This window comes from Streptomyces sp. NPDC127119, from assembly GCF_042677425.1.
In the GTDB taxonomy this organism is placed as follows: domain Bacteria; phylum Actinomycetota; class Actinomycetes; order Streptomycetales; family Streptomycetaceae; genus Streptomyces.
Map to the genome: position 1 here is coordinate 1 of NZ_JBHXTO010000106.1, position 24251 is coordinate 24251.

General features: G+C 71.5%; 22 protein-coding genes. 10 read left to right on the forward strand and 12 right to left on the reverse strand.

Translation table 11 applies throughout. From position 1 onward, the window contains the following. Positions 1-62 precede the first annotated feature (62 nt). Entirely contained in the window at positions 63-773 is a 711-nt protein-coding gene (locus tag ACFVH5_RS32350) for a dienelactone hydrolase family protein (RefSeq protein ID WP_385837279.1), read from the reverse strand. Positions 774-964: 191 nt separating this feature from the next. On the opposite strand from ACFVH5_RS32350, the gene ACFVH5_RS32355 reads away from it, so the two are divergent. The 3 genes from ACFVH5_RS32355 to ACFVH5_RS32365 all read left to right on the forward strand — a co-directional run bounded on the left by ACFVH5_RS32355 (position 965) and on the right by ACFVH5_RS32365 (position 4062). After that, on the forward strand, positions 965-1375 hold the full coding sequence (locus ACFVH5_RS32355; protein WP_385837280.1) for a VOC family protein: 411 nt from the start codon (positions 965-967) through the stop codon (positions 1373-1375). A gap of 49 nt (positions 1376-1424) precedes the next feature. After that, a complete protein-coding gene (locus ACFVH5_RS32360; RefSeq protein WP_385837281.1) occupies positions 1425-2522 on the forward strand; it encodes an adenosine deaminase in 1098 nt (365 codons plus the stop codon). A gap of 313 nt (positions 2523-2835) precedes the next feature. Next, on the forward strand, positions 2836-4062 hold the full coding sequence (locus tag ACFVH5_RS32365; protein WP_385837282.1) for a cytochrome P450: 1227 nt from the start codon (positions 2836-2838) through the stop codon (positions 4060-4062). 164 nt (positions 4063-4226) lie between these two features. Here the strand turns inward: ACFVH5_RS32365 and ACFVH5_RS32370 are convergent, their stop codons facing one another. The 6 genes from ACFVH5_RS32370 to ACFVH5_RS32395 form a co-directional block, all read right to left on the reverse strand. After that, the gene (locus ACFVH5_RS32370; RefSeq protein ID WP_385837283.1) at positions 4227-5492 is read right to left on the reverse strand and encodes a cytochrome P450; all 1266 of its coding nucleotides are present in this window, start codon (positions 5490-5492) and stop codon (positions 4227-4229) included. Continuing rightward, positions 5489-6106: an ATP/GTP-binding protein gene (locus tag ACFVH5_RS32375; RefSeq protein ID WP_107019020.1), complete on the reverse strand. Its 618-nt coding sequence runs from the start codon at positions 6104-6106 to the stop codon at positions 5489-5491. Before ACFVH5_RS32375 ends, ACFVH5_RS32370 begins: the two co-directional genes overlap by 4 nt. After that, positions 6087-6443, reverse strand: a complete 357-nt coding sequence (locus ACFVH5_RS32380) for a DUF742 domain-containing protein (protein ID WP_189776066.1) — start codon at positions 6441-6443, stop codon at positions 6087-6089. The genes ACFVH5_RS32375 and ACFVH5_RS32380 overlap by 20 nt, the downstream gene beginning before the upstream one ends. Beyond that, a complete protein-coding gene (locus ACFVH5_RS32385) occupies positions 6440-6862 on the reverse strand; it encodes a roadblock/LC7 domain-containing protein (RefSeq protein WP_107019232.1) in 423 nt (140 codons plus the stop codon). Before ACFVH5_RS32385 ends, ACFVH5_RS32380 begins: the two co-directional genes overlap by 4 nt. 117 nt (positions 6863-6979) lie before the next feature. Then, positions 6980-8752, reverse strand: a complete 1773-nt coding sequence (locus ACFVH5_RS32390) for an ATP-binding protein (protein ID WP_385837284.1) — start codon at positions 8750-8752, stop codon at positions 6980-6982. Between the two features lie 329 nt (positions 8753-9081). Then, positions 9082-10002, reverse strand: coding sequence for a LysR family transcriptional regulator (locus tag ACFVH5_RS32395; RefSeq protein ID WP_385837285.1), 921 nt, complete (start codon positions 10000-10002; stop codon positions 9082-9084). 113 nt (positions 10003-10115) lie between these two features. Here ACFVH5_RS32395 and mgrA point away from each other — a divergent pair, with 113 nt between their 5' ends. After that, positions 10116-11108 carry an L-glyceraldehyde 3-phosphate reductase gene (mgrA, locus tag ACFVH5_RS32400; RefSeq protein WP_385837303.1) on the forward strand — a complete coding sequence of 331 codons (993 nt, stop codon included), beginning with the start codon at positions 10116-10118 and terminating at the stop codon, positions 11106-11108. 165 nt (positions 11109-11273) lie between these two features. Here mgrA and ACFVH5_RS32405 read toward each other — a convergent pair whose 3' ends face one another. Then, on the reverse strand, positions 11274-11669 hold the full coding sequence (locus ACFVH5_RS32405; RefSeq protein WP_385837286.1) for a nuclear transport factor 2 family protein: 396 nt from the start codon (positions 11667-11669) through the stop codon (positions 11274-11276). A 339-nt stretch (positions 11670-12008) separates the two neighbouring features. Between ACFVH5_RS32405 and ACFVH5_RS32410 the strand changes: the two genes are divergently transcribed. The 4 genes from ACFVH5_RS32410 to ACFVH5_RS32425 all read left to right on the forward strand — a co-directional run bounded on the left by ACFVH5_RS32410 (position 12009) and on the right by ACFVH5_RS32425 (position 16843). Continuing rightward, a complete protein-coding gene (locus tag ACFVH5_RS32410) occupies positions 12009-12419 on the forward strand; it encodes a hypothetical protein (RefSeq protein ID WP_385837288.1) in 411 nt (136 codons plus the stop codon). Between the two features lie 74 nt (positions 12420-12493). Next, positions 12494-14830 (forward strand): FHA domain-containing protein, encoded by a 2337-nt coding sequence (locus ACFVH5_RS32415; RefSeq protein WP_385837289.1) that lies wholly within the window; start codon positions 12494-12496, stop codon positions 14828-14830. A gap of 19 nt (positions 14831-14849) precedes the next feature. Then, positions 14850-15887: a hypothetical protein gene (locus ACFVH5_RS32420; protein ID WP_385837290.1), complete on the forward strand. Its 1038-nt coding sequence runs from the start codon at positions 14850-14852 to the stop codon at positions 15885-15887. Next, on the forward strand, positions 15887-16843 hold the full coding sequence (locus tag ACFVH5_RS32425; RefSeq protein WP_385837291.1) for a serine/threonine-protein kinase: 957 nt from the start codon (positions 15887-15889) through the stop codon (positions 16841-16843). Before ACFVH5_RS32420 ends, ACFVH5_RS32425 begins: the two co-directional genes overlap by 1 nt. A gap of 65 nt (positions 16844-16908) precedes the next feature. On the opposite strand, the gene ACFVH5_RS32430 is transcribed toward ACFVH5_RS32425, so the two are convergent. After that, complete coding sequence (locus ACFVH5_RS32430; protein WP_385837292.1) at positions 16909-17553, reverse strand: class I SAM-dependent DNA methyltransferase; 645 nt, start codon at positions 17551-17553, stop codon at positions 16909-16911. Positions 17554-17583: 30 nt separating this feature from the next. Then, positions 17584-18861 carry a streptophobe family protein gene (locus ACFVH5_RS32435; protein WP_385837293.1) on the reverse strand — a complete coding sequence of 426 codons (1278 nt, stop codon included), beginning with the start codon at positions 18859-18861 and terminating at the stop codon, positions 17584-17586. 181 nt (positions 18862-19042) lie between these two features. On the opposite strand from ACFVH5_RS32435, the gene ACFVH5_RS32440 reads away from it, so the two are divergent. Then, positions 19043-20344: a DUF6777 domain-containing protein gene (locus ACFVH5_RS32440; protein ID WP_385837294.1), complete on the forward strand. Its 1302-nt coding sequence runs from the start codon at positions 19043-19045 to the stop codon at positions 20342-20344. 15 nt (positions 20345-20359) lie between these two features. Here ACFVH5_RS32440 and ACFVH5_RS32445 read toward each other — a convergent pair whose 3' ends face one another. Then, positions 20360-21826: an esterase gene (locus tag ACFVH5_RS32445; protein WP_385837295.1), complete on the reverse strand. Its 1467-nt coding sequence runs from the start codon at positions 21824-21826 to the stop codon at positions 20360-20362. Between the two features lie 200 nt (positions 21827-22026). Then, the gene (locus tag ACFVH5_RS32450; protein ID WP_385837296.1) at positions 22027-23247 is read right to left on the reverse strand and encodes an epoxide hydrolase family protein; all 1221 of its coding nucleotides are present in this window, start codon (positions 23245-23247) and stop codon (positions 22027-22029) included. 142 nt (positions 23248-23389) lie between these two features. Between ACFVH5_RS32450 and ACFVH5_RS32455 the strand changes: the two genes are divergently transcribed. Then, positions 23390-23872 carry a VOC family protein gene (locus tag ACFVH5_RS32455; RefSeq protein WP_385837297.1) on the forward strand — a complete coding sequence of 161 codons (483 nt, stop codon included), beginning with the start codon at positions 23390-23392 and terminating at the stop codon, positions 23870-23872. Positions 23873-24251: the final 379 nt, after the last annotated feature.

Here is a 24251-nt window from a genome sequence, read left to right on the forward strand (position 1 = left end):
CCCCGGCGGGACCGGGGGCAGCGGCGCACGGACTACTCGGCGAGGCGAGGCGAGGCGCGCGCTCAGCCCAGCTGCGCGTGCAGGAACTCGACCGTGCTCCGCCAGGCCTGTGCGGACGACTCGGGGTCGTGGACCTCCGGGCGGCCGTCGTTGAAGAAGGCGTGGTCGGCCGGGTAGACGCGCAGGTCCGGGGTGATGCCGGACTGCTCGCGGATCGTCTCGGCGAGCGTGGTGAGGGAGTCCACGGGGATGGCGGAGTCGCGCTCGCCGTAGTGGCCCAGGATCTGGGCCTTGAGGCCGGAGAAGTCCGGGGCCTCGCCCTGGATGACGCCGTAGAACGGGACGGCGGCGCGGACGCGGGGGTCGGTGGCCGCCTGGTAGAGGACGAAACCGCCGCCCATGCAGAAGCCGACCGAGCCGACGGTCTCGGACGTGACCTCGGGCATGGCCAGCAGATGATCGACGGCGCCGGACAGCAGCTCGACACCGCGCGGTACGGGCAGCTCCTGCATCATGCGGTACGCCTCGGAGCTCTCGTGGGCGACATTGCCGCCGTAGAGGTCAGGGGCCAGCGCCACGAAGCCCTCCTTCGCCAGCCGCTCGGTGACGTCGGCGATGTGGTCGGTCAGCCCCCACCACTCCTGGATGACGATGACACCGGGCCCTCGTCCGGCCGGTGGCAGTGCCAGGTAACCGTGCGCGGTGGTGCCGCCGCTCGGGAAGGTGACGTTCTGGTGGGCGGGTGCCCCGGTCGACCTGGGCGTCTCGGACATGGTGTGTCACTCCTGTCTCTTGATCCTCCCTCCAGCATGCAGGAGGCGGGTGCCGTGCGGGCAGGCGACCCCCCGGGGATGGCGTATCCTCGCGTGTTACGTATAACCCCTGCTGTCCGTCCCTCTGTCCCGTCCCCCTGCTCGTCCCTGCCGGCGGCCCCTCGGTGCCGCGGAACCCCGGAGAGGCCCCGATGCGACGCGTTGCCCTGGTCACCCTTGTCGTCGACGACTACGACGACGCGATCCGCTTCTACACCGAGGCGCTCGGATTCCGGCTCGCCGAGGACACCCCGCGACCCGACGGGTCCCGCTGGGTCGTCGTGGAGCCGGACACCGCCGGACCCGGCACCGGACTCCTGCTGGCCCGCGCCAAGGGCGAGGAGCAGCGTGAGCGGATCGGCGACCAGACCGGCGGCCGGGTCGGCTTCTTCCTGCACACCGACGACTTCGCCCGCGACCACGCCCGGATGACCGCCGCCGGCGTGACCTTCCTGGAGGAGCCGCGGCACGAGACGTACGGCTCGGTCGCCGTCTTCCAGGACCTGTACGGGAACCGGTGGGACCTGCTCCAGCCGGCCGCCCCCGACGGACCCGCCCAGTAGCCCGGTCCGGCCCCCTTCCGCCCCCACAGAACCTGCCGAGGAACACCGCATGACCGCGCCCCGCACCGACTCCAGCACCGCTCTCCGGCTCGACGCCGACACCGTCCGACGGCTCCCCAAAGCCGTCCTGCACGACCACCTCGACGGCGGTCTGCGCCCCGCGACGCTCGTCGAACTCGCCGCCGCGGTCGGCCACCCCCTCCCCACCACCGACCCGGACGCGCTCGCCGCCTGGTACTACGAGGCGGCCAACTCCGGCGACCTCGTCCGCTACATCGCCACCTTCGAACACACCCTGGCCGTCATGCAGACCCGTGAGGGTCTGCTGCGCACCGCCGAGGAGTACGTGCTCGACCTCGCCGCGGACGGTGTCGTCTACGGCGAGGTCCGCTACGCCCCCGAGCTGATGCTGAACGGCGGGCTCACCCTGCCCGAGGTCGTCGAGACCGTGCAGGAGGGCCTGGCCGCCGGTATGGCGAAGGCGGCTGCCGCCGGTACGCCCGTCCGGGTCGGCACGCTGCTGTGCGGGATGCGGATGTTCGACCGCAGCCGCGAGATCGCGGACCTGACCGTGGCGTTCCGGGACGCGGGTGTCGTCGGTTTCGACATCGCGGGCGCCGAGGACGGCTTCCCGCCCGCCGGCCACCTCGACGCGTTCGCGCACCTGCGCGTCGAGAACGTCCCGTTCACCATCCACGCCGGTGAGGCCCACGGTCTGCCCAGCATCCACCAGGCACTCCAGGTCTGCGGCGCCCAGCGCATCGGCCACGGCGTCCGGATCACCGACGACATCGTGGACGGCAAGCTCGGCCGCGTCGCCGAGTGGATACGCGACCGCCGCATCGCCCTGGAGATGTGCCCCACCTCCAACCTCCAGACCGGCGCGGCCACCTCGATCGCTGACCACCCGATCACCCGGCTGCGCGACCTGGGCTTCCGCGTCACCCTCAACACCGACAACCGGCTGGTCTCCGGCACGACCATGACCCGCGAGATGTCCCTGCTCGTCGAGGAGGCGGGCTGGACCCTCGACGACCTCCGCACGGTCACGGTCAACGCCCTCAAGAGCGCGTTCATCCCGTTCGACGAGCGCAACGCGCTGATCCGGGACGTGGTCCTGCCGGGGTACGACCTCGCGTCGCGCTGACTGGTCCCGCGCTGACAGGTCCCGGCTGACACGTGTCGAATGAGTCGTGGCCGATATCTTTCGCCGACTTCGGGAGCGGTGGTTCGCCGCGGGGTGAACCACCGCTCTCCCGGTGGCAGGACGATCACCGCACTCCGGCATAGCGGTGCAAAACCCTCGGATCATGGGAGAGATTTCGCCGTACATCATGATCGGGAGGCATGCGGGGCACTGGAAGGTCATGCGTTCAACTTCGGCCAGGACTGGACTGTTTGAGCCATCGAAAGATCATTAACCTGTTCCTCGACGGCACGCATCCAACACGAGGAGTTCCGTGTCCACTGCCCAGCAGGCGCCCGACATCCTCTCTCCCGAGTTCGCCGCGGATCCCTACCCCGCGTACGCGGCGATGCGAGAGAAAAATCCCCTGATCTGGCACGAGGCCACCCAGAGTTACATCATCTCCCGCTACGACGACGTCGAACGGGTCTTCAAGGACAAGAAGTCCGAGTTCACGACCGGCAACTACGACTGGCAGCTGGAGCCGGTCCACGGCAAGACGATCCTCCAGCTCAGCGGCCGTGAGCACGCGGTGCGGCGCGCACTCGTCGCCCCCGCGTTCCGCGGCAGCGACCTCCAGGAGAAGTTCCTGCCGGTCATCGAGCGCAACTCGCTCGCACTCATAGACGCGTTCCGCGAGACCGGCTCGGCCGACATCGTCACCGACTACGCGACCCGGTTCCCGGTCAACGTCATCGCGGACATGCTGGGCCTGGACAAGGCCGACCACGCCCGCTTCCACGGCTGGTACACCGCCGTCATCGCCTTCCTCGGCAACCTCTCCGGTGACGCCGAGGTGACCGCCGCCGGTGAGCGCACCCGCCGGGAGTTCGCCGAGTACATGATCCCGATCATCCGCGACCGGCGCGACAACCTGGGCGACGACCTGCTGTCGACGCTCTGCGCCGCCGAGGTCGACGGTGTCCGGATGAGCGACGAGGACATCAAGGCGTTCTGCAGCCTGCTGCTCGCGGCCGGCGGAGAGACCACGGACAAGGCGATCGCCAGCATTCTCGCCAACCTGCTGATGAATCCCGAGCAGTTGGCGGCGGTCTACGAGGACCGGAGCCTGATACCCGCGGCCTTCGCGGAGACGCTGCGCTACACCCCTCCGGTCCACATGATCATGCGGCAGTCGGCCACCGACGTCGAGGTGTCCGGCGGAACCATCCCGCAGGGGGCCACGGTGACGTGCCTCATCGGGGCCGCCAACCGTGACGAGCGCCGCTACGGCGACCCCGACCGGTTCGACATATTCCGGGACGACCTCACCACGACCTCGGCGTTCTCGGCCGCGGCCGACCACCTCGCGTTCGCGCTGGGCCGGCACTTCTGCGTCGGCGCGCTGCTCGCCAAGGCGGAGGTCGAGATCGGCATGAACCAACTGCTCGACGCGATGCCGGACCTGCGCCTCGCCGACGGCTTCGACCCGGTGGAACAGGGTGTCTTCACCCGGGGCCCCCAGTCACTACCGGTCCAGTTCACCCCGACCGACGCCTGAGCGCGGACCAGGGGTCTTCCGCGTACCCGGAATCCGGGTACGCGGAAGGCTGGGCGCCCCGAAGGCCAGCGCCCCGAAGGGGCGCGGGGAACTGCGCGCCCAGCCACGACGCACCCGCAGGCATGCAACACACCCGCAGACGACCAGCTGAACCCAGCGGAGCGCTAGTGCACGGCCGGAGTGAACTGCACCGGCAGGGAGTTGAGCCCGCGCATCCAGATCGACGGCCGCCACGTCAGCTCCGAGGGATCGACCCCCAGCACCAGGTCGGGCAGCCGCTCCAGCAGCGTCTCCACCGCCGTACGGGCCATCACGTCCGCGAGGAGCGGCGCCGGATACGGGCAGCGGTGCTCGCCGTTGCTGAACGACAGGTGCGAGGAGTTCTCCGCGCCGACATGCGACTCGGGCCAGATCTGCGGGTCCGTGTTGGCCGCTGCGAGGCCGAGGACGAGGCAGTCGCCCTCACGGATGAGCCGCCCGCCGAGCTGGGTGTCGCGCACGGCCCAGCGGCCGATGAAGTTCTGGGTCGGCGTGTCCAGCCACAGCACCTCGTTCAGCGCGTCGCCGACACTGACCCGCCCGCCGGAGACGTTGACCGCGAACCGCTCGTCGGTCAGCAGCAGACGCAGGGTGTTGCAGATCCAGTTGGCGGTCGGCTGCTGGGCCGCAGCGATGACGGAGATCAGGTCCTGCACGATCTCCTCGTCGCTGAGCCCCGCCGCGTCCTGCAGCATCCGGGAGGTGACGTCGGGACCCGGCCGGTCCCGCTTCTCCTTCACCAGCTGCATGATGCGCTCCCCGACGCGCATGTACGCCGCCACCGGGTCGTCGCCCTCGCCGGCGTCGAGGGAGATCCGCAGATCGTCGACGAGCTGCTCGGTGTCCGCGCTGCCCTGCGGCATACCGCACATCCACAGCACCGCACGGGCCGGCAGGGCGTGCGCGTACGTGCTCATCAGTTCGGTCTGCCCGCTGCCGCCGAACGCGGCGATCAGCTGCTCGGCGATCGACTGGCACTCGCGGGCCAGTTCGAACTGGTCGACCCCCTCCAGCGCCTGCGTGATGACACCGGCCCGGCGCTGGTGCTCCGGGCCCTCGGTGAACAGCACGGACGGCTGGTAGCCGACGAACGGCATCAGGGGCCAGTCCGCCGGAATGTTCGGCCACTGGTTCCAGCGCCGGGAGTCCCGCGCGAACAGCTCGTCATGGCTGGTCACATAGCTGACCTCGGGGTAGCCGAGGACGAGCCAGGCCGGGATGTCGCCGTCGAGGAAGACCGGAGCCACCGCTCCGTGGTCCCTGCGCATCGTGCGGTACAGCTGCGAGGGCGTCTGCTGGTACTCCAGACCGCCCAGCTGCACGGCGGAACCGTGTGCCGGGCAGCCCGGTGGAGGGGTCTTCGACGAAGTGGAGCCGGTGGTGTCGCTCACGACGTCCCTTCCTGGGACAGGGCCAGTGCGTAGAGATGGTCCACGAGAGTGATCAGGACTTCCTTGCCCGACGACCTGACGCGCGCGTCGCAGTCGACCATCGGCACATGGTCGCCCAGCGCGAGTGCCTGCCGGATCTCGTCGAGCGAGAACCGCTGCTCGTCGTCGTCGAAGCGATTGACGGCCACCACGAACGGCGTCTTGTGGTGTTCGAGCCGGTCTATCGCGTACCAGGAGTCCTCCATGCGCCGGGTGTCGACGAGGACGATCGCGCCCAGCGTGCCGGAGAACAGCCGGTCCCACAGGAACCAGAAGCGCTCCTGGCCCGGTGCGCCGAACAGGTAGAGCACCATCCGCTGGTTGAGGCTGATGCGCCCGAAGTCGAAGGCGACGGTGGTCGTGGTCTTGCGCTCCACCCCCGCCGTCTCGTCGACGCCCTGCCCCGCCTGCGTCATCACCTCTTCGGTGTTCAACGGCCGGATCTCGCTGACCGAGCGGACCAGGGTGGTCTTGCCGGCGCCGAAACCGCCCACGACGACTATCTTCAGTCCGGTCTCGGCGGCATCGGCCAGCGGCGTGCGCTGGGCGGGCAGCTCAGAGGTTGCGGAGCCCATGGAGCACCTCCTGCAGCAGTGCGGTTTCGGGGAGGGTCGCGACGGAATCGGCCGCGCGGGGGTGACGGGCGCTCACCTTGCCCATGGCATGGAGGTCGCCGAGGAGGATGCGTACGACGGTGATGGGCAGCTTGAGTTCGGCCGAGACCTCGACGAGCGCCGTGGGGTGCCGGCACAGCTCAAGAATCCGGACGTGCTCGGACTGCATGCCGGCGGTCGGCTCGCACTCGCTGACGATCAGCGTGACCAGGTCGAAGGCGTCATCGGCTTCGCTGCGTCCGCCCGTGACCGTGTAGAGCCGGTCCGGGTCGCCGATGTCCACGGGTTTGCGGCTCACGCCGAGGCACCCCTGGTGGTGACGGGCGTCCGGGGTTCGGCCCGCAGATGGTCGCCGATCTGCTCGACCAGCTCGGTCATCTGATGGCCGACGACGCCCGGGTCGGCGCTCTCCTCGGCGACGAGCGCGAGGTGCGCGCCCTGGCCAGCCTCGACGATGAACAGGAGGCCTCCGTGGAACTCGGTCATGGAGTGCCGGACGCCGCCGGTTCCGTCGCCGAACTCCACGGACGCGCCCTGGGCGAGAGCCTGGATGCCGGAGCAGATCGCCGACAGCTGGTCGGCCTGGTCGAGGGTCAGGTGTTCCGTCCAGCACAGTTTCAGACCGTCCCGGGACAGGACGAGTGCGTGGCGGGTGCCCGGCGTGCGCTCCAAGAGGTTCATCAAGAGCCAGGTGAGGCTGTTGTCAGTGGTCTCCATGATGGGCGGGTCGGGTGATGACCAGTCGGTGGTCACCCGGCCCGTTCCTCCAATCCAACGGGGTGCGGCGAATCAATGCGGGTGGTCTTGCGGAGCTGTGCGAGGGACGGAGGGGATCTAGCCGTCCGTCCCGGGTCCGGTCTCGGGTCCGGCGTCCTCGGCGGGCGCGGCGGGGGAGCCGTCGGTGGCCCCTGCGGCGTGCCGGCCGCGGTGGAAGGCGCCGAACCGGCTTCCGGCGTCGCGCGCCGGACCGTTCACGTCGGGCTCCGCCCTGGACGGCTCGGGGGCGTTCTTCGTCCGTCCTCGTTCCGCCTCGGCCATGGTGCGGCCGGGAGCCCGGACCGGCAGTCCGCCCGGAGTGGCCGCGCCGCGCCGGCGGGGGATGTCCACCGGGGGCGCCTCGTCCACGGGCGCGGTCGCCTGCGGAACGCGTATCGGAAACGATTCCTCGGCCTCGGGGGCCGGCGCCGGGGCCTGGGGTGCGGCCGGTGCGGCGGCCGGGAGATTCGCTCCGGGGAGCGGACGCTCGGGACCGACCGGCTCGCGCTGCTGCGCCACCAGCTGGGGCGGCAGCAGGACGACGACACCGGTGCCGCCGCGTGAGGAGGGGCGGTAGTTGACGCTGATGCCGTGCTTGGCGGCGAGCCGTCCCACCACACTCAGGCCCAGCCGGGTGCCCTGGAGCGAGGCGAGGTCCGTGAGCCGGCCCGACACCGACTCCTCGGCCCGGCGCATGGAGGCGTCGGACATCTTCAGTCCGCTGTCCTCGATGGTGATGACGAGACCGGCGCTGCGCTCCTCCACGTACACGTGGACCTCGTCGATCGGCGGCGAGAAGTTGGCGGCGTTGTCCATGAGTTCGGCCAGCAGGTGCATGACGCCCTCGGCGGCGAAGCCCGCGATGGCGGCCTTGCTGGAGTTGTGCAGCCGCACCCGCCGGTACGCGGCGATCCGGCCGACGGAGCCGCGCAGGATGCTCTCCATGACGATCGGCTTGTTCCACACGCGGCTGGAGCGACCGCCCATCAGCAGGGCGAGCCGGTCGGTCATGAGGCCCAGCTGGGAGGTGCTGTGGTCCAGCCGCAGCAGGTCGCCGAAGATCTCGCCGCCGTGGCGGTCCTGCATGTCCCGGAGGTCGGCGAGCATACCGACGGTCTTGGCCTGGACCCGGCTGAGCGCCTTCGCGGAGGCGGCCTGTGCGGCGGCGGACCGGCGCTCGCTGTACGCCAGTTCACGGATGAACGATTCCGCGGGGGAGCGCAGCAGCGGGTTGGACGGCCAGTCGAGCTTGGCGAGCACGGTGTCGGCGGAACTGCCCTCGCGCAGCAACGACACCGCGGCGGGCAGGGTGTCGTTGGTCAGGCGCTCGAGTTCCTGCGTCCCGTTGGCCAGTTCGCGCCGCATCATGGCGAGGTCCGACTGGGAGTCGGTGGTGCGCCCTACGGACTGGGCGACCTCGGTGGTGAAGACGTGCAGCATCCGGCGCAGATACGGGTCGGAGGGGGTGGGCAGCCCGGCCAGGACCTTGTCGGCCCCGACACCGTTCTTCAGCTGCTCGGCCACCGCCGGCAGGGTCACGTTGACCAGCTGGTCCGTCTCGGCGCCGTGCTGGCTCCAGTTGTTCTTGGTCATCTCCAGTTCGCCGGTGCGCGACACCGTCTGGCGGTGGGCCCTGCGCAACCCGGCGGAGGCGAAGGCGACGAGGACCGCCATGCAGCCCCAGGCGGCGATCGCCGTACCCGCCACCCAGGGGCGGGCTCCCTCGGGGGCGAGGCCGACGGCCGCTCCGGCACCCGCCGCCGTGACGACCAGGACCGCGGGGAACACGACCGGAGTGGAACCCGTCTTCTGCGCAGATCGGCGCTGACGGGGGCGAGCAGGCACTGGCATTCCGCGGTCCCTCGGTCCGTGCGAGCAGGAGTACGTCCACAGGTGAAACGTCGCTGAGAGCCCGGAAGGCGGTGGGCCGTCCTCCGGATCAAGCGCGTCGCTCATGCTAGTCACCGGACCTGGCTGTCGGGCCCGGCAGGGCTCTCATCCCCCCATTGACTTCACATCGTCGGGAAATGGCTACCGCGTAACCACTGTGTGGTAGACGAACTGAGTTGCCGTCAACTGGGCACTGAGATGCGGCAGTCGGCATTTTCATGCACTTTGCCGCCCGCGTGGCGTGTTCGAAACTTCGTCAGCTTCGATCAATGAGGTGCATTTTCAGCCAACTACCCGCTGATCCTGGCCGATGCGCCGACCGTCTCGACGGCCAGAACCTCTGTGTCGAGCAAGGACATGAACGCTCTCGCCGCCGGGCTGGTCGCCTCCGGCGGAGGCAGCATCGCGACCGTCTCGTACGGCGTCTCGGTGTCCGCCTTCAGCGGGAAGGCCGGGAGGGCCGGCCGCTTGTGTGCGAAGTGGCGCGGTACGACGGCGATGCCGAGGCCCTCCTCGACGAGGTCGAGCAGGCTGTGCACGTCGTTCACCTCCAGGGTGACCGTGCGCTGCACCCGCGCCGCCGCGAAGGCCGCGTCGGTGGTGCGGCGCGGCCCCCAGTCGGGATGGAAGTCGACGAAGTCCTCGCCGCCCAGCTCGTACGGGGTGACCGGGCCGCCGCCCGCCAGCCGGTGCGAGGGATGGCAGACGACCGTCATCGGCTCGCGGGTCAGCGGCAGGCTGCGCAGCTGCTCCGTGTCCGCGCGGGTCGTCACCGCGAACGCCAGGTCCAGCCGGCCCGCGGCGACGTCCTCCGCGAGCGCGCCGGAGCCGGCCTGCCGCAGCCGGATCTCCACGTCCGGATGCCGCCTGCGGAACTCGGCCAGCAGCGGGGCCACGTGCACGCCCGCGATGCACTGCTCGGTGCCCAGTGAGAGCGTGCCGCGCAGTACGCCCTGGACTGCGGCCACCGCGTCGTGCGCCGCGCGGACCTGCGCCAGGATGCGCTCCGCCTCGGTCAGCAGGGCCCGCCCGGCCTCGGTGAGGGTGACCCGGCGGGTGGTGCGGACGAACAGCGGCGCGCGCAGCTCGCGCTCCAGGGCCCGGATGGAGGCGGACAGGCCGGACTGCGACACCATGAGGCGTTCGGCCGCCCGGGTGAAGTGCTGGTCCTCGGCGACCGCGACGAAGTGCTGAAGGTGGCGCAATTCCATGATTGAGAAGCGTATCCGCTGAATCCCATCCGATTCTCCTGTTGGACCACTGTCGGTGGGGCAGGCGAGAGTGGACCGTGGTCCACTCCGTACCGACCCCTCTGGAGAACGCGTTGTACACCGCACACACCGACCGCTACGCGGACATGCCCTACCGGCGCACCGGACGCAGCGGCCTGAAGCTGCCCCCGCTCTCCCTGGGCCTGTGGCACAACTTCGGCCCCGACCGGCCGGTGGACACCCAGCGCGCGATCCTGCGGCGAGCGTTCGACCTGGGTGTCACCCACTTCGACCTGGCCAACAACTACGGGCCCCCGCCCGGCGCCGCCGAGTCCGCCCTCGGTGAGGCGCTGAAGGCGGACTTCGCGCCGTACCGCGACGAGCTGGTCATCTCCTCCAAGGCCGGCTACCTGATGTGGCCGGGCCCGTACGGGGAGTGGGGCTCGCGCAAGTACCTGCTGTCCTCGCTCGACCAGAGCCTGAACCGCATGGGCCTCGACTACGTCGACATCTTCTACTCGCACCGCCCCGACCCGGAGACTCCCCTTGAGGAGACGATGGGCGCGCTGCACTCGGCCGTCCAGCAGGGCAAGGCGCTGTACGTCGGTGTCTCGAACTACTCTCCGGAGCAGACCCGCGAGGCCGCCCGCATCCTGGGCGAGCTGGGCACCCCGCTCCTCATCCACCAGCCGCGCTACTCGATTCTCGACCGGCGCCCCGAGGAGGAAGGGCTCCTGGACGCGCTCGACGAGCTGCGGATCGGGTCCATCGCCTACTCGCCGCTGGAGCAGGGCCTGCTCACGGGCCGCTACCTCGACGGGATCCCGGAGGGGTCGCGGGCCGCGAGCGACAGCCCCTTCCTGAGCGCGGACAAGCTGACCGAGGAGCTGGTCGCCGATCTGCGCGCGCTGAACGACATCGCGAAGTCCCGCGGGCAGTCCCTCGCGCAGATGGCGCTGGCGTGGGTGCTGCGGGGTGGGCGGGTCACTTCCGCGCTGATCGGTGCGAGCAGTCCGCAGCAGCTGGAGGACAGTGTGGCCGCCACGGGGAATCTGGAGTTCTCGCAGGAGGAGCTGGACCGGATCGACGCGCTCGTCCAGCGGTAACGCTCCGCTGGGGGTGCGGGGATTGGCTGCGGGCCGGTGGGGGTCGGCCGCGCAGTTCCCCGCGCCCCTTGGGGGGCTGGTGTGGTGGGTCGGCTGTGGGCCGGTGGGGGCTGGTCGCGCCGTTCCTCGCGCCCCTGAAGGGGGGCGGGTGGCGAACTAGTCGCGTTATTCCGCTGCCGGGACCCGGTCCAGGAAGCCGGATACCGTGCGGATTCGGGCGTCCTCGGTCAGGGTGATGACGTCGGAGCCGGCTACCGGGGACGAGCCGTCCGTGGGGTTCACCAGTTCCCAGGTGAAACGGGCGATGTCGTGGTGGCCGTCCACCGGACCGGCCGGGCGGAAGACGAAACCGGGGAACCGCTCGTGGGCTGCCGCGATCACCGTCGCGATCGCGTCGTGCCCGCGCACATCGGCGAGCGGATCGGTGTACCCGCCGTCCGCGGTCCAGGCGGCGGCCACCGCCTTCGCCAGGGCCTCGGCCCCGTCCGCGTTCCACGCCTCGAAGTAACGGGTGACGGCGGTCTCGTAACGGTTCTCGTTCTCGGACACGTTCACGGACATGATGAATCAGCCTCCATCGAGGTCTTCGGGATGCGGTACCGCAACCATGCCGGGCGCCGCCGGGACCGTCGATTACCCCTCGGGTAATGGGCCGCCGAGCGCGGATTCCGTACGGACGGAGACGGTCCGAGCCGTTTCGGCCAAGCGAAGCTGTGAATATGCCAAGAGACTGGCTGGAAAGACGTGGTGACACTGTGTCAGGAGTGGCGATACTCAAAGGCTAGGGCAATTCACCCTTCCACTCCTCGGAACAGCGCCACGGTGCACGCCGGAACGAGCCGCGCGAAAGACCGGAAAGAGAGGCCGACAGGCGGCGAGCCGATGCGATGGGGAGTGATCGTGCACGATGAATTCCTGTGCCACGTCACCGCGTACGGAGTCTGTGGCGGAATGTGGGTCGGCGTACCGCTCGGCACCTACCGGGCGCCCACTCTGGCCCTGGCCATGTGGTGGTTACGGGACCGGGCGTCCTGGATCGCCGAGCGACTGGACCCCGACCCCTACGCCCCCTACTTCCCGCCGAACTCGATGGCGCCCGTCGCGGGCACGACCCCCGATGCGCCCGGGCTGCTGCGCCGATGGTGCGGCGACGACGCCCAACAGGAGCTGACCGCCGAGGAGTTGGCCGCCGGACATCTGGTGCGCATCGCCACGAGCGACGAGACCACCGAGTACGAGCTGCTCGCGGAGTCCGTCGACGCCCTGCGGATGCAGCGGACCCTCCCCTTCCTGTCCGCCCCGGCCGCCTGAGCCGCCCCTCCCTCGATGGTCGGGCTCGGCGCCCGCAGCAGGCGCACATGTGGACGGATGGCTAGAATTCAGGCATGGAAGAGCGGTCCGCGGTGCCCGAACTCGTCCTCGAAACGGAGACGGGCTCCACGGTGATGACCCCGGACCACGCGTACCACGTCGGCCGGGACCCGCTCTGCGACATCGTCATCGAGGACGCCCGGGTCTCCTGGCACCACGCGGTCCTGCGGCCGGGCACCGACCACTGGACGCTGGAGGACGAGAACAGCACGAACGGCACGTACGCCGACGGCCGCCGCGTCCACGAGTGGGACGTCGGCCCCGGCAGCGTCCTGCGCTTCGGCGCCCCCGGCGACGGCCCGTGCGCCGTGCTCGCCGACCGGGCCCCGCCCGCCCCCGAACGGCCCTCGGCCGTCTCCCTGCCCGCCGCGACCGGCACCTTCCGGCAGCCCACCAGCGTGCGCCCGCTGCCCTCCCGCACCGTCCGGATCGGCCGGGCCGACGACAACGACCTCGTCGTCGACGACCTCGGCGTCTCCCGCCGCCACGCGGAGCTGCGCGCGCTGCCGGACGGCACGTACGAGATCGTCGACCTGGGCAGCCACAACGGCACCTTCCTCAACGGGCAGCCCGTCACCCGCGCCCGTATCGACGCGGGCGACATCGTCGGCATCGGCCACTCGGCGTTCTGCCTGGTCGGCGACCAGCTTCAGGAGTACGTCGACACCGGCGAGGTCTCCCTCGACGTGCAGGACCTCGTCGTCGCCGTCGACCGGGGCCGCAGGACGCTCCTCGACGGGGTCTCCTTCCCCGTCGGCGAGAAATGCCTGCTGGCCGTCGTCGGCCCCAGCGGCGCGGGCAAGTCCACGCTCCTCAACGCCCTGACCGGACAGCGCCCCGCCGACCGGGGCACGGTCCTGTACGACGGCCGCGACCTCTACCGGGACTACGCCGAGCTGCGCCGGCGCATCGGCCTCGTACCGCAGGAGGACATCCTGCACGCCCAGCTGACCGTGCGGCGCGCCCTCACCTACGCCGCCGAACTGCGCTTCCCCCAGGACACCGCGAAGGCCGAGCGCGAGGCCCGCGTCGACGAGGTCATCCGCGAACTCGGCCTCGGACAACGTGCCGGGCAGGCCATCCACAGCCTCTCCGGCGGCCAGCGCAAACGCGTCAGCGTGGCCCTCGAACTGCTCACCAAGCCCTCCCTGCTCTTCCTCGACGAGCCGACCTCGGGGCTCGACCCCGGCATGGACCGCTCCGTGATGCACATGCTGCGCGGGCTGGCCGACGACGGGCGGACCGTCGTGGTCGTCACCCACAGTGTGCTCAGTCTCGACGTCTGCGACCGGCTCCTCGTCCTCGCGCCCGGCGGCAAGGTCGCCTACTACGGGCCGCCCGACGAGACGCTCGCCTTCTTCGGCTACGAGCAGTGGCCGGAGGCGTTCGAGGCGTTCGAACGCGACCGGGAGAGGGACTGGGCCGGGGACTATCGCGTGTCGGCCCAGTACCGCCGGTACATCGTCGACTCCACCGCCCAGCCCCGCCTGCCGCAGGCCGCACCCGCCCCCGGCGGGGTCGTGCGTCCGCCCAAGGCGCAGAGCTGGGGCTCGCAGCTGGGCACCCTCGTGCGCCGGTACGCCGCCGCGCTCGGCGCCGACCGTACGTTCCTCGCCATCATGATCGCCCTGCCCTTCGTGATGGGGGCGATGGCCCGGGCCCTGGCGGGCAGCAGGCTCACGCAGGAGACCGCGATGAACGCGCTGCTCATCCTCTGCGTCGGCGGAGTCCTGACGGGCGCGGCCAACGCCGTGCGCGAACTCGTCAAGGAACGGGTGATCTACCAGCGGGAACGGGCCGTCGGCCTGTCCAGATCGGCGTACCTGATGTCCAAGGTCGTCGTCCTCGGCACGGTCACCGTGCTCCAGGCCGTCGTCCTGACGCTGGTGGCGCTGCTCGGCGTCGACCTGAACGCGCCCGGCGGCGAGGGCGTCCTCCTGCCACCCCTCGTCGAGATCACCGTCGCCGTGGCCCTGCTCGCCTTCACCGCGATGATGCTCGGCCTCCTCGTCTCCGCGCTGGTACGCAAGGAGGAGGTCACGATGCCGCTGCTCGTGCTCCTCGCGATCGTGCAGGTGGTGTTCTGCGGCGCGCTGCTGAAACTCGACGGCGTCCCCGGCGTCGAACAGCTCTCCTGGCTGGTGCCCTCGCGCTGGGCGCTCGGCGCCATGGCCGGCACGGTCGGACTGGCGCGGCTCGTCCCCGGCGACCTGACCGCCGACCCGCTGTTCCGGCACTCGGCCGGTGTGTGGCTGCTCAACATGGGCATGCTCGTCGTCCTCTCGGCCGTCTTCGGCCACCTCGTGGCCCGGCTGCTCAGACGGCACGAACCCGCGGTCATGCGGAAGTAGGAAGGGGGAGCCGGACGCGATGACGACGACAACTCCCGCATTCCGCCCCACCCACGTGGTTCCGCGCGACGGCATGCCCGCCTGGGACGCCCCCGATCCGGCCCGGCCCACCGTGCCCCTCGACGCCCTCCTGCCCGTCCGGCTCGTCGAGCGGCGCGGCGACTGGGGGCACGTCCTGTGCGCCAACGGCTGGTCCGCGTGGGTCGACGTCCGGCTGCTGGTCGCCGTCCCGCAGGACCCGCCCGCCGCCGGACAGCCGCTCGCCCGCACCGCCGATCCACGCCCGCTGCTGGCCCGCGCCGAGGAGACGCTGCGCCGCTACCGGCAGCACGTCGAGGAACTGGCGGCCGGACGCCTCGACCGGGAGGCGTTCCACGACCTGACGACGGGGATGCGGGTCGGGATCGTCGTGGAGGGGGAGGCCGTCTGGCTGTACGAGTCCGAACACGAGCGGTGGGTGTACTGCGACGGCACCCGCGCGAGCACATACGCGACGAACCGGTCACCGTCCACGACGCCGGACGCCCCGGACCCCCCACCCACCGAACTCCCACCCGAGCCACCCACCGGCCCAGGCCCGCCCGGCGTCGCGTCCGCCCCGTCGGAGACCGACCCCGAGCCGCCCGCCGTGGGTGGCCATGCACCGACGCAGGTGGTGCGGGGAGCTGGACGGGAGCCCTCACCGTTCGCGGAGGCGGAGCCCGCACCCGGCGTGCGGAGTGCCGTGTCGGAGTCGGCTCAAGCCGTCCCGGCGAGCGGACCCGAGTCACCTCCGGCCGGGCTGGAGGCCGGGCCGGAGCCTACGCAAGCTGTGCGGAGCACCGAGTCCGAGCCGGTGCGACACGTGCGGGGAGTCAGACCCGATCCGACTCGGGTCGTGCGGGCGGTCGAGCCCGAGCCGACTCAGGTCGTGCCGGGTGGTGAGTCGGAATCCGGCCGGGGTGTGGGCGACGCGGGGTCCGCGTCGCCCGAGGGGCCCGAAGGCGTCCGGCATGCTCCGACCCGGTTTGTCGCCGGGAACGGGGACGGGGGCCGTGTCGGGCGTGGTGACCCGTGATGGCGTACGGCACCGGTCCACATGCCGGGCGGTCCTCCGAGCTGGTCGGGAAGCAGATCGCGGGCTACCGGATCGAGCGCGAGGTCGGCCGGGGCGGCATGGCCGTCGTCTACCGGGCCAAGGACCTGCGTCTCGACCGCACGGTCGCCCTGAAACTGCTCGCCCCCGAACTCGCCCGCAACGACACGTTCCGCAAACGCTTCACCTACGAGTCACGGGTGGCCGCCGCGATCGACCACCCCCACATCGTGCCGGTCTTCGAGGCGGGCGAGACGGACGGCGTCCTCTACATCGCCATGCGGTACGTGGCGGGCCGCGACCTGCGTCATCTCCTCGACAAGGAGGGGCCGTTGGCCATCACGACAGCCACCCGCATCGCCGTACAGGTGGCGTCCGCGCTCGACGCCGCCCACGACCACGGGCTGGTCCACCGGGACGTGAAACCCGGCAACATCCTGGTCGCGGCGGGCACGGACAGCGACCACCCCGAGCACGTCTACCTCACCGACTTCGGGCTGACGAAGAAGTCGCTGTCCCTGACCGGGTTCACGACCGTCGGCCAGTTCGTCGGCACGCTCGACTACGTGGCGCCCGAGCAGATCTCCGGGCGCCCGGTCGACGGCCGCTGCGACGTCTACAGCCTCGCGTGCGTCGTGTACGAGACCCTGGCGGGCGGGCCGCCGTTCCGACGCGACGACGACATGGCGCTGTTGTGGGCGCACCAGTACGACGTGCCGCCGGCGGTGTCCGGGAAGCGGCCCGACCTCGCCGGTGGCGTCGACGGCGTCCTGGCGAAGGCTCTCGCGAAGAGTCCCGATGACCGGTACGGGTCGTGTCTCGCGTTCGTGGCGGCGTTGCGGGCGGCCGTCGTGGGGGAGCCCGAGCGGGGTTGGGCTCCGCCCTTGCCTCCGGCGTGGGCTCGGCCCGTGTTCCCCGCCTGGGACGGGGGTCCGTAGGGGGTGTGCCGGGTGCGGGTCCGTCGTGGCTGGTCGCGCAGTTCCCCGCGCCCCTTTCGGGGCTGTCAGGTTCTGGTGAGCAGCAAGTGGGCGTGGGGGAACTGGCGTTCGTCCTCCCTGGGGGCCCTGACGAGGCGGGCCTTCTCCGTGAAGCCCGCCTCCGTCAGCAGGGCGGCCACGTGGTCGGGGGACCAGCGGTAGGCGAGCGCCACCTTGTGGTCGAAGGACTCCACCAGCTCCGAGGGGTCGTCGTGGGCCTGGAACGCGAGCAGCAGGTGACCGCCCGGCGCCAGTACGCGGTGGAACTCCCCGCACACCCGCGGCAGTTGCTCCGGCGGGGTGTGGATGATCGAGTAACGCGCCACCGCACCGGACAGCTCGCCGTCCGCAAGATCCAGCGCGGTCATCGACCCCACCTCGAACCGCAGGTCCGGACGGGCCGCACGGGCGATCGCGATCATCTCCGGAGACAGGTCGATGCCGGACACGTCCAGGCCGAGCGAGTCCAGCAGCGAGGTCACATGCCCCGGACCGCAGCCGAGGTCGGCCACCGGACCGCCGCCGTCCGCGTGCACGTAGACGGCGAACGCCCCGAGCATCGCCCGGTCCAGCGGGAAGTCCTCCAGCCCGTTGGCGAACAGCTCGGCGTAACGGGCGGCCCATGTGTCGTAGGCCGTTCGGGTGGGGTCAAGGAAGTCCGGCTCGATCATGGATGCGTACGGTAGTACGGCCCGCGGCCGTCAGTCCCTCGGATTCTCCAACTCGCCGTGATGACGCGTACGGGAGGCGAGCAGCGCGCCCAGGAAGCCGGTGACCAGGCCCCAGAGCAGGGCGAGACCGAGCGCGCCCCACAGCCGTGGGCGCAGGAAGAGTTCGCCGGACAGACCGCCGCCGAGGTCTCCGATGCCGAACAGCGACAGCCCGTAGTGCGCGTCGATCCGGCCGAGCAGGCAGACGGCGAGCACGGTGAGCGCGAGTGCGACGGCCAGGTGCAGGCCGTGCCGCCAGGCCCGCATCCGGGCAGGTGAGCGCGAGGCCATCAGGAAGGCGACGGCGAGCAGGAGCACCGCATCGACGACCACCAGCCACCACACCCTGCCGTCCTGCTCCGAGAGCGTGCTCAGATTCAGCGTCGAGAGGTCCGGTGTACGCAGCACCCGGTCCAGTACCTGCGGCATCGGCAGCCCGAACGGCCCCTCGACCCTGCCGTCCCAGGTCGCGCCCAGACCGATCGTGAAGACGGGCCAGACGAGGTTCGGCAGCCCGAGGAGCACGACGGCGAGCGTCTGGGCGGCATGCCCCCGTGTCACCGCCACCACCAGCGCGATGACCACGCCCAGGACCACGTACGCGAGCAGCAGCACGACCATGGCGTACGCGGCCGGTCGCACCGACTCCTGGAAGCGCAGCAGCCGGGGCGGGAGCGGCGCCCGGGGCGAGACGAGCAGTGCGAGGACGAGGACGCCGGCCAGCCACAGGAGGCCGAAGGGCAGGGTCACCGGCACATCGGTCTCGAATCCGACCCGCGGCGACGAGGCGCCGAACAGATCGCCCAGCTCGGAGAGCCTGCCCTCCCCGAGGGAGACGGCGAAGGTCCGGCGGGCCGACAGCGCGAGCGCGGTCAGGGCGAGCAGCCACAGGACGGCGATACGGCCGGCCCAGCCCGCCAGTTCGGGCAGGCCCGCGACGGCCCGGTGGCGCAAGGGCCGCAGGAAACCGGTGGCGACGACCAGGGCTCCGGTCAGCGTCACCGAGAGCGGGAGCACGGTCAGGCCCGCCCGGGTCTCGGCGATCGCTCCGGCGTTCCCGGCGATCTTCACCGAACCGCCGACCGCGGTCACCACCGTCGCGGCGACGACCCGTGGGAACACGCCGTCGGGCAGGTCGGCGGCCCCCGCCGCCCACAGTCCGAGCGCGGCGACCACGAGCATGGCGATCAGTCCGGCGAGGACCGTCGCCAGGGCCTGGACCCAGCCGTGCCGGGACACTGCCTGGTCAGGGGCTGTAGAGAGGCTCACGCTGTCACGCTAGGCAGGCCTGCGGCGGCGCGCCTGCCGGGAGGGCCGACCGCGTCGGCTTGCGGGCGATACGGGACCGGAGCGCACAATGGGTTCGCTGCCGATTTAAACGTGACAGAGCACCGCAAAGTGCCTGCATCATCGCGGTGCCGCAGTGTCGCTACGCCGGGAAGAGGAGCTCGTGAGCGTCGAACCGCCGTCCTCAGGCCGCCCCACAGGACCGCCCTCCGGCCCCCTGTCGGGGCCGACCCGGCCGAACCACGTACCCCCACCGGACGGACGCGGCCCCACGGGCTCGTCGATCGGCGGACCGGGCGAGGGGGCCGGAGCCGGTGCGGGAGCCGGAGGAGGGGGCGGGTCGGGCGGCGGGCCCTCCGGACCGTCCGGTCCGGGCGCGGGCCGGGGCCCCGAACGGCCCTGGTGGAAGTCGGTGCCGCGGGTCGCCCTCGTCGCCGCCGCGGCCGTCGTCGCCGTGGTCCTGGCCGTGGTCCTCACCCGGCCCGACGGCACGACCGCCGCCAGGACCTCGGACGGAGAGGTCTTCCTCCAGGCGGCGGGCAGGGCGGGGCCCGATCCGTTCACCGGGTCGACGGCACGGGACGGCTCCGCCGCACCCGTGACGCCCTCACCCACGGACACCTCCGGGTCGGCCAACGTGACGCGGGGCGTGGACGGTTCGGCCCCCGGCCTCTACGGCGGATCCCGTGACGTGGCCAGCTGCGACGTCGAGAAGCAGATCTCCGCGCTGGACCGGGCCCCCGACAAGAAGCAGGCGTTCGCCTCGGTGCCGGACCTCAAGACCTCCGCGGTGCCCACCTACCTGCGCTCGCTCACCCCCGTACAGCTGCGGATGGACACCCGCGTCACCAACCACGGCTACCGCGACGGCAGGGCCACGAGCTATCAGGCGGTCCTGCAGGCCGGCACCGCGGTCCTCGTCGACGACCGCGGTGTTCCCCGCGTGCGCTGCGCCTGCGGCAACCCGCTGCTGCCGCCGGTCGCGCTGAAGACCACACCCAGGACGACCGGTGACTCCTGGCCGTCGTACCGGCCCTCGAACGTCGTGGTCGTCTCGCCCGCGACCCAGGTCGTCAACATCTTCGTGATCTTCGACGCGGACAGCGGCGACTGGTTCACCCGGCACAAGGGCGACACCGGCGGCAAGGACCGCAGGACCGATCCCCCGGCGAACCAGCCGTCCCCGTCGACGAGTTCACCGTCGTCGCCCTCCTCGGACTCCCCGTCGCCCTGCGTGTCCGTGGGGGACGGTGCGACCGTGCCACCGGGCGGGTCGGCGAGCCCGTGCCCCTCGACCTCCCCGGCCACGCCGTCGTCGCCCTCCGAGGAGCCCGGGTCGCCGTCGTCCGAAGCGCCGGCACCGGAGTCCTCCGAGCCGGTGCCCGACGACGCGTCCGGCACGACGACGGAGTCGGCCGCGAGTCACAGCGTCCCGGAGTCGGCCGCGACCTCTCCGGGACTGTGAGGGGCCTCCCGCGGGCTACTCGTCGATCGCGGCGCCGAACGCGGCGCCCAGGGAGGGCGCGCCGAGGGTGTCGGCCCCGTACGTCCACGAACCCGCGGCCGTGATGCCGCCCGTCCCGGCCGACAGCACCCAGACGAAGCCGTCGCCCGCGTTCTCGCCCGGCGCCGAGGCCAGCAGCCCGAAGCGGCCGTCCGCGTTCGGGTCGGTGAGACGGACCTGGCCGCCCCACTTGTCGCCCTTCTCGGGCACCCCGGACACATCCGCGGAGTCCTGGTCCCAGGACTTGGCGCCCGTCGCGGTCAGACCGGTGGACGTGCCGCGCAGCACCCACACCGCGCCCGCGTCGGCGACCGTGCCGATGTCCTCGCCCGCCGCGCCGATCGCCACGTCCGCGTACCCGTCCCCGTCCGTGTCCGCCACGGAGAGGTCCGTGCCCCAGCCGTCGCCCCGCTCGGCCGTGCCGGGGACGCCGGGGGAGTCCTGCGTCCACCACTGGACCTCGTCGGCGGGCCCGTTCTCGCCGCCGTAGCGCACGCCCACCAGACCGCCGGTCATGGTCTCGCCACCGTCGTCGGGGGAGTTCGGCTCGCCGGTCACCAGGTCGTCGTAACCGTCGTTGTCGATGTCCCCGGACGCGGTGACCGGGCCACCGCGCACATCCCGCTCGTACGTCAGCCCGTCCGCCTGCCCGGAGAGGTAGGTCGACCAGCCGTGCCCCGGTTCGTCACCGGCCGTCACGCCCGACACGACGAGATCCGCGAACCCGTTCCTGTCGTAGTCGCCCGTGGTCAGCGACTTGGGCAGGATGTTCCGCTGCTGCGCCCGGGCGGAGAGCGGCGCGGTCGAGCGCCGCTCCATCGAACCGGGCGCGGCGGCGTCGTAGGCGAACAGTTCCAGGCCGTTGTGGTCCATGACGGCCAGCAGGTCGGCCGGTGTCTCGTCCGTGAAGTGCCCCGCGGCGAGGCCCGCACCGAACTGCTCGTCCGTGACGGGTTCCTGGGTCTCCAGCCAGTCGCTGGCCGCCCCGGTCAGGCCCGCCTTCGAGCCCCACAGGATGACGACACCGCCCGCGTCCGCGACCGTACCGAGGTCCTCGCCGGGGATGCCGACGATCGCGTCGTCGTACCCGTCGCCGTCCAGGTCACCGGTGCCGACCGCCTTGCCGAAGCCGTCACCCGTCTCCGCCGCTCCCGCGACGCCCGCGGTGGACTGGCTGAAGAGGGCGGCGCCGGTCGTCCCGATGCCCCTCGACGAGCCGTACTGCACGGTCACGAGTCCCGCGCCCTTCTTGCCGCTGACGGTCGCACCGGGGGCGCCCACCAGCACGTCCTCGTATCCGTCGCCGTTGAAGTCGCTGTTGCGGTCGGCGGCCTGCGTACCGCCGGGAGTGCCCGCGTACGCGGAGGGCGCGGTTGCGATGCCCAGTCCCGCCAGCAGAAGAAATGATGCCGCGGCGAGTGCTGTGGAACGGTTCTTGCGCATGAGTCGGCTCCTGTCAGGAAGAACGGCAGGGCAGCGCGGGGGTGTCCGGAAAGGCCCCGTTCCTTGTCCGGCGCCCTGTTCGACACCGCATGGGGCCCAAGGGTTGTACGGGAATTCCGACGCCGTTCACAGCCGAGGTGTCGGGCAGGGGTCGCAGTGCGGGTCAGGGCCGCCGGGCGGGCGGGTCCGCCCGGCCCGCATCACCTCGCGCCGTCGCCCCGCACCTGGCGGAAGAACGCCCGTACGTCCCCGACGAGCAGGTCCGGCTGCTCCATCGCCGCGAAGTGTCCGCCCCGGTCGAACTCCGTCCAGCGCACGATGTCGTTCGTGCGGTCCGCGTGGTGGCGCAGCGGGATGAAGTTGTCCCGGGGGAAGACGGCGAGCGCGGTCGGCGCGGTCGACGGCTGCGCGAGCGCGTTCCCGCCTACGGCGTGGGCGCGCTCGTAGTAGACCCGCGCGGACGAACCCGCCGTGCCCGTGAGCCAGTACAGCATCACGTTCGTGAGCAGCTGGTCCCGGCCGACCGCGTCCTCGGGACACGTGTCCGAGTCCGTCCACTCCTTGAACTTCTCCGCGATCCAGGCGAGTTGGCCGACGGGCGAGTCCGTGAGCCCGTAGGCGAGGGTCTGCGGCCGGGTCGACTGGATGTCGGCGTACCCCTGTCGTTCGCGGGACCACTCCTGGTGGCGCCGCCAGGAGGCGAGGGTGCGTTCGCGTTCGCGGGGGCTCAGCGCCGCCAGTTCCCCGGCGGTCGGCTCGGTGGTGGCCTGGGCGCCGGGCAGCAGGTTCAGATGGACGCCGATCACCCGGTCGGGGTGGGTGCGGCCCAGCTCGCGGGAGATCGCCGCGCCCCAGTCGCCGCCCTGCGCACCGAAGTGCCGGTAGCCGAGGCGGTCCATCAGCACGGCGAACGCGGCGGCGATACGGCGGTACTCCCAGCCGGTGTCGCGCGTGGGCCCCGACAGACCGAACCCGGGGATGCTCGGCACCACCAGGTGGAAGGCGTCGGCGGGATCACCGCCGTGGGCGCGCGGATCGGTCAACGGGCCGACGATGTCGAGGAACTCCGCGATCGAGCCGGGCCAGCCGTGGGTGACGATCAGCGGGGTCGCGTCGGGCTCCGGCGAGCGGATGTGCGCGAAGTGCAGGTCGGCCCCGTCGACGACCGTCGTGAACTGCGGCCACGCGTTGAGCCGGGACTCCGCCGCCCGCCAGTCGTAGGAGTGCCGCCAGTACTCCGCCAGCTCCTTGAGATACGCCCGCGGAACCCCGTACGCCCAGCCCACCCCCGGCAGCTCGTCCGGCCACCGCGTGAGATCCAGGCGCGCGTGCAGATCGTCGAGGTCGGCCTGGGGAATGTCGATACGGAAGGGACGGAGCCGGCTGCTCGGCTGAACGCTGTCGTCGTGCGGGGAGATCATGGCGGCCCATGCTAGTTCGGTCGTGGAGATCGGTCCTGTGCATAAGAAGCGGCTGGAAAAGCCTGCGCGCCACCGATGAGTTTTCCGTCGGGGGCCGGTCGGTACAGATGACAGCGTTCCCGCTCCGCTCCAGGAGGTACTCATGAGCACCGACGGATTCACCACGTGTCTCTGGTTCGACGGCAAGGCCGAGGAGGCCGCGAACTTCTACGTGTCGCTCTTCAAGAACTCCGAACTGGGGAGGACGGTCCGTGCCACGGAGGCCGGTCCCGGCCCCGCCGGTTCCGTCGTCACCGTCGACTTCGTGGCCAACGGCCAGAGGTTCGTCGGGCTGAACGGCGGACCGCAGTTCAAGTTCACCGAGGCCATCTCGTTCACGATCGACTGCGCGGACCAGACCGAGGTCGACTTCTACTCGAACGCGCTCGTCGAGGGTGGCGGCGAGCAGGGCCCCTGCGGCTGGGTGAAGGACAGGTTCGGCCTCTCCTGGCAGGTCGTGCCGACCAGGCTGACCGAGATGATCAGCGACTCGGACCAGCAGAAGGCGGGCCGCGCCATGGCGGCGATGCTCAAGATGCACAAGCTCGACCTCGCCGCACTGGAGAAGGCGTACGCCGGGGAGTGAGCGCCCGCCTGGGCGGGGCGCCCCTCAGGGGTGGGGCGTCCGCCGGGGAGGCGCCCACCACCGCGGGACGGCGGCGGTCCGGTACGACGCCGGGTGGCCTTCCGCACGTCCGGCACGGCGGTGAACGCCCGGGACGTGCGGCGTGCGGGCCGCCGGCCGGCAGGCCCGGCGCGACGGCCGCTTTCGACACCTCCTGCGGGGTGGCCGTCCGGCGCGGCGCGCAGCTCGCGTCCGGGACGTGCGAAGCGGTGGTGGCCGTCCGGCACGTGCGGCGCGGAGGTCGCCGACCGGTGGGTCCGGCACCGCGGCGGCCTCCCGGCATGTCCGCCGCGACGGCAGCCGTCCGGCACGTCCGGCACGTCCCGCACGTGCGGTACAT

Coding starts and splice junctions, on each gene's coding strand:
- ACFVH5_RS32350 (WP_385837279.1), bottom strand. CDS start 773: ATGTCCGAGACGCCCAGGTCGACCGGGGCACCCGCCCACCAGAACGTC.
- ACFVH5_RS32355 (WP_385837280.1), top strand. CDS start 965: ATGCGACGCGTTGCCCTGGTCACCCTTGTCGTCGACGACTACGACGAC.
- ACFVH5_RS32360 (WP_385837281.1), top strand. CDS start 1,425: ATGACCGCGCCCCGCACCGACTCCAGCACCGCTCTCCGGCTCGACGCC.
- ACFVH5_RS32375 (WP_107019020.1), bottom strand. CDS start 6,106: ATGGGCTCCGCAACCTCTGAGCTGCCCGCCCAGCGCACGCCGCTGGCC.
- ACFVH5_RS32385 (WP_107019232.1), bottom strand. CDS start 6,862: ATGGAGACCACTGACAACAGCCTCACCTGGCTCTTGATGAACCTCTTG.
- ACFVH5_RS32390 (WP_385837284.1), bottom strand. CDS start 8,752: ATGCCAGTGCCTGCTCGCCCCCGTCAGCGCCGATCTGCGCAGAAGACG.
- ACFVH5_RS32395 (WP_385837285.1), bottom strand. CDS start 10,002: ATGGAATTGCGCCACCTTCAGCACTTCGTCGCGGTCGCCGAGGACCAG.
- ACFVH5_RS32405 (WP_385837286.1), bottom strand. CDS start 11,669: ATGTCCGTGAACGTGTCCGAGAACGAGAACCGTTACGAGACCGCCGTC.
- ACFVH5_RS32415 (WP_385837289.1), top strand. CDS start 12,494: ATGGAAGAGCGGTCCGCGGTGCCCGAACTCGTCCTCGAAACGGAGACG.
- ACFVH5_RS32420 (WP_385837290.1), top strand. CDS start 14,850: ATGACGACGACAACTCCCGCATTCCGCCCCACCCACGTGGTTCCGCGC.
- ACFVH5_RS32425 (WP_385837291.1), top strand. CDS start 15,887: ATGGCGTACGGCACCGGTCCACATGCCGGGCGGTCCTCCGAGCTGGTC.
- ACFVH5_RS32430 (WP_385837292.1), bottom strand. CDS start 17,553: ATGATCGAGCCGGACTTCCTTGACCCCACCCGAACGGCCTACGACACA.
- ACFVH5_RS32445 (WP_385837295.1), bottom strand. CDS start 21,826: ATGCGCAAGAACCGTTCCACAGCACTCGCCGCGGCATCATTTCTTCTG.
- ACFVH5_RS32450 (WP_385837296.1), bottom strand. CDS start 23,247: ATGATCTCCCCGCACGACGACAGCGTTCAGCCGAGCAGCCGGCTCCGT.
- ACFVH5_RS32455 (WP_385837297.1), top strand. CDS start 23,390: ATGAGCACCGACGGATTCACCACGTGTCTCTGGTTCGACGGCAAGGCC.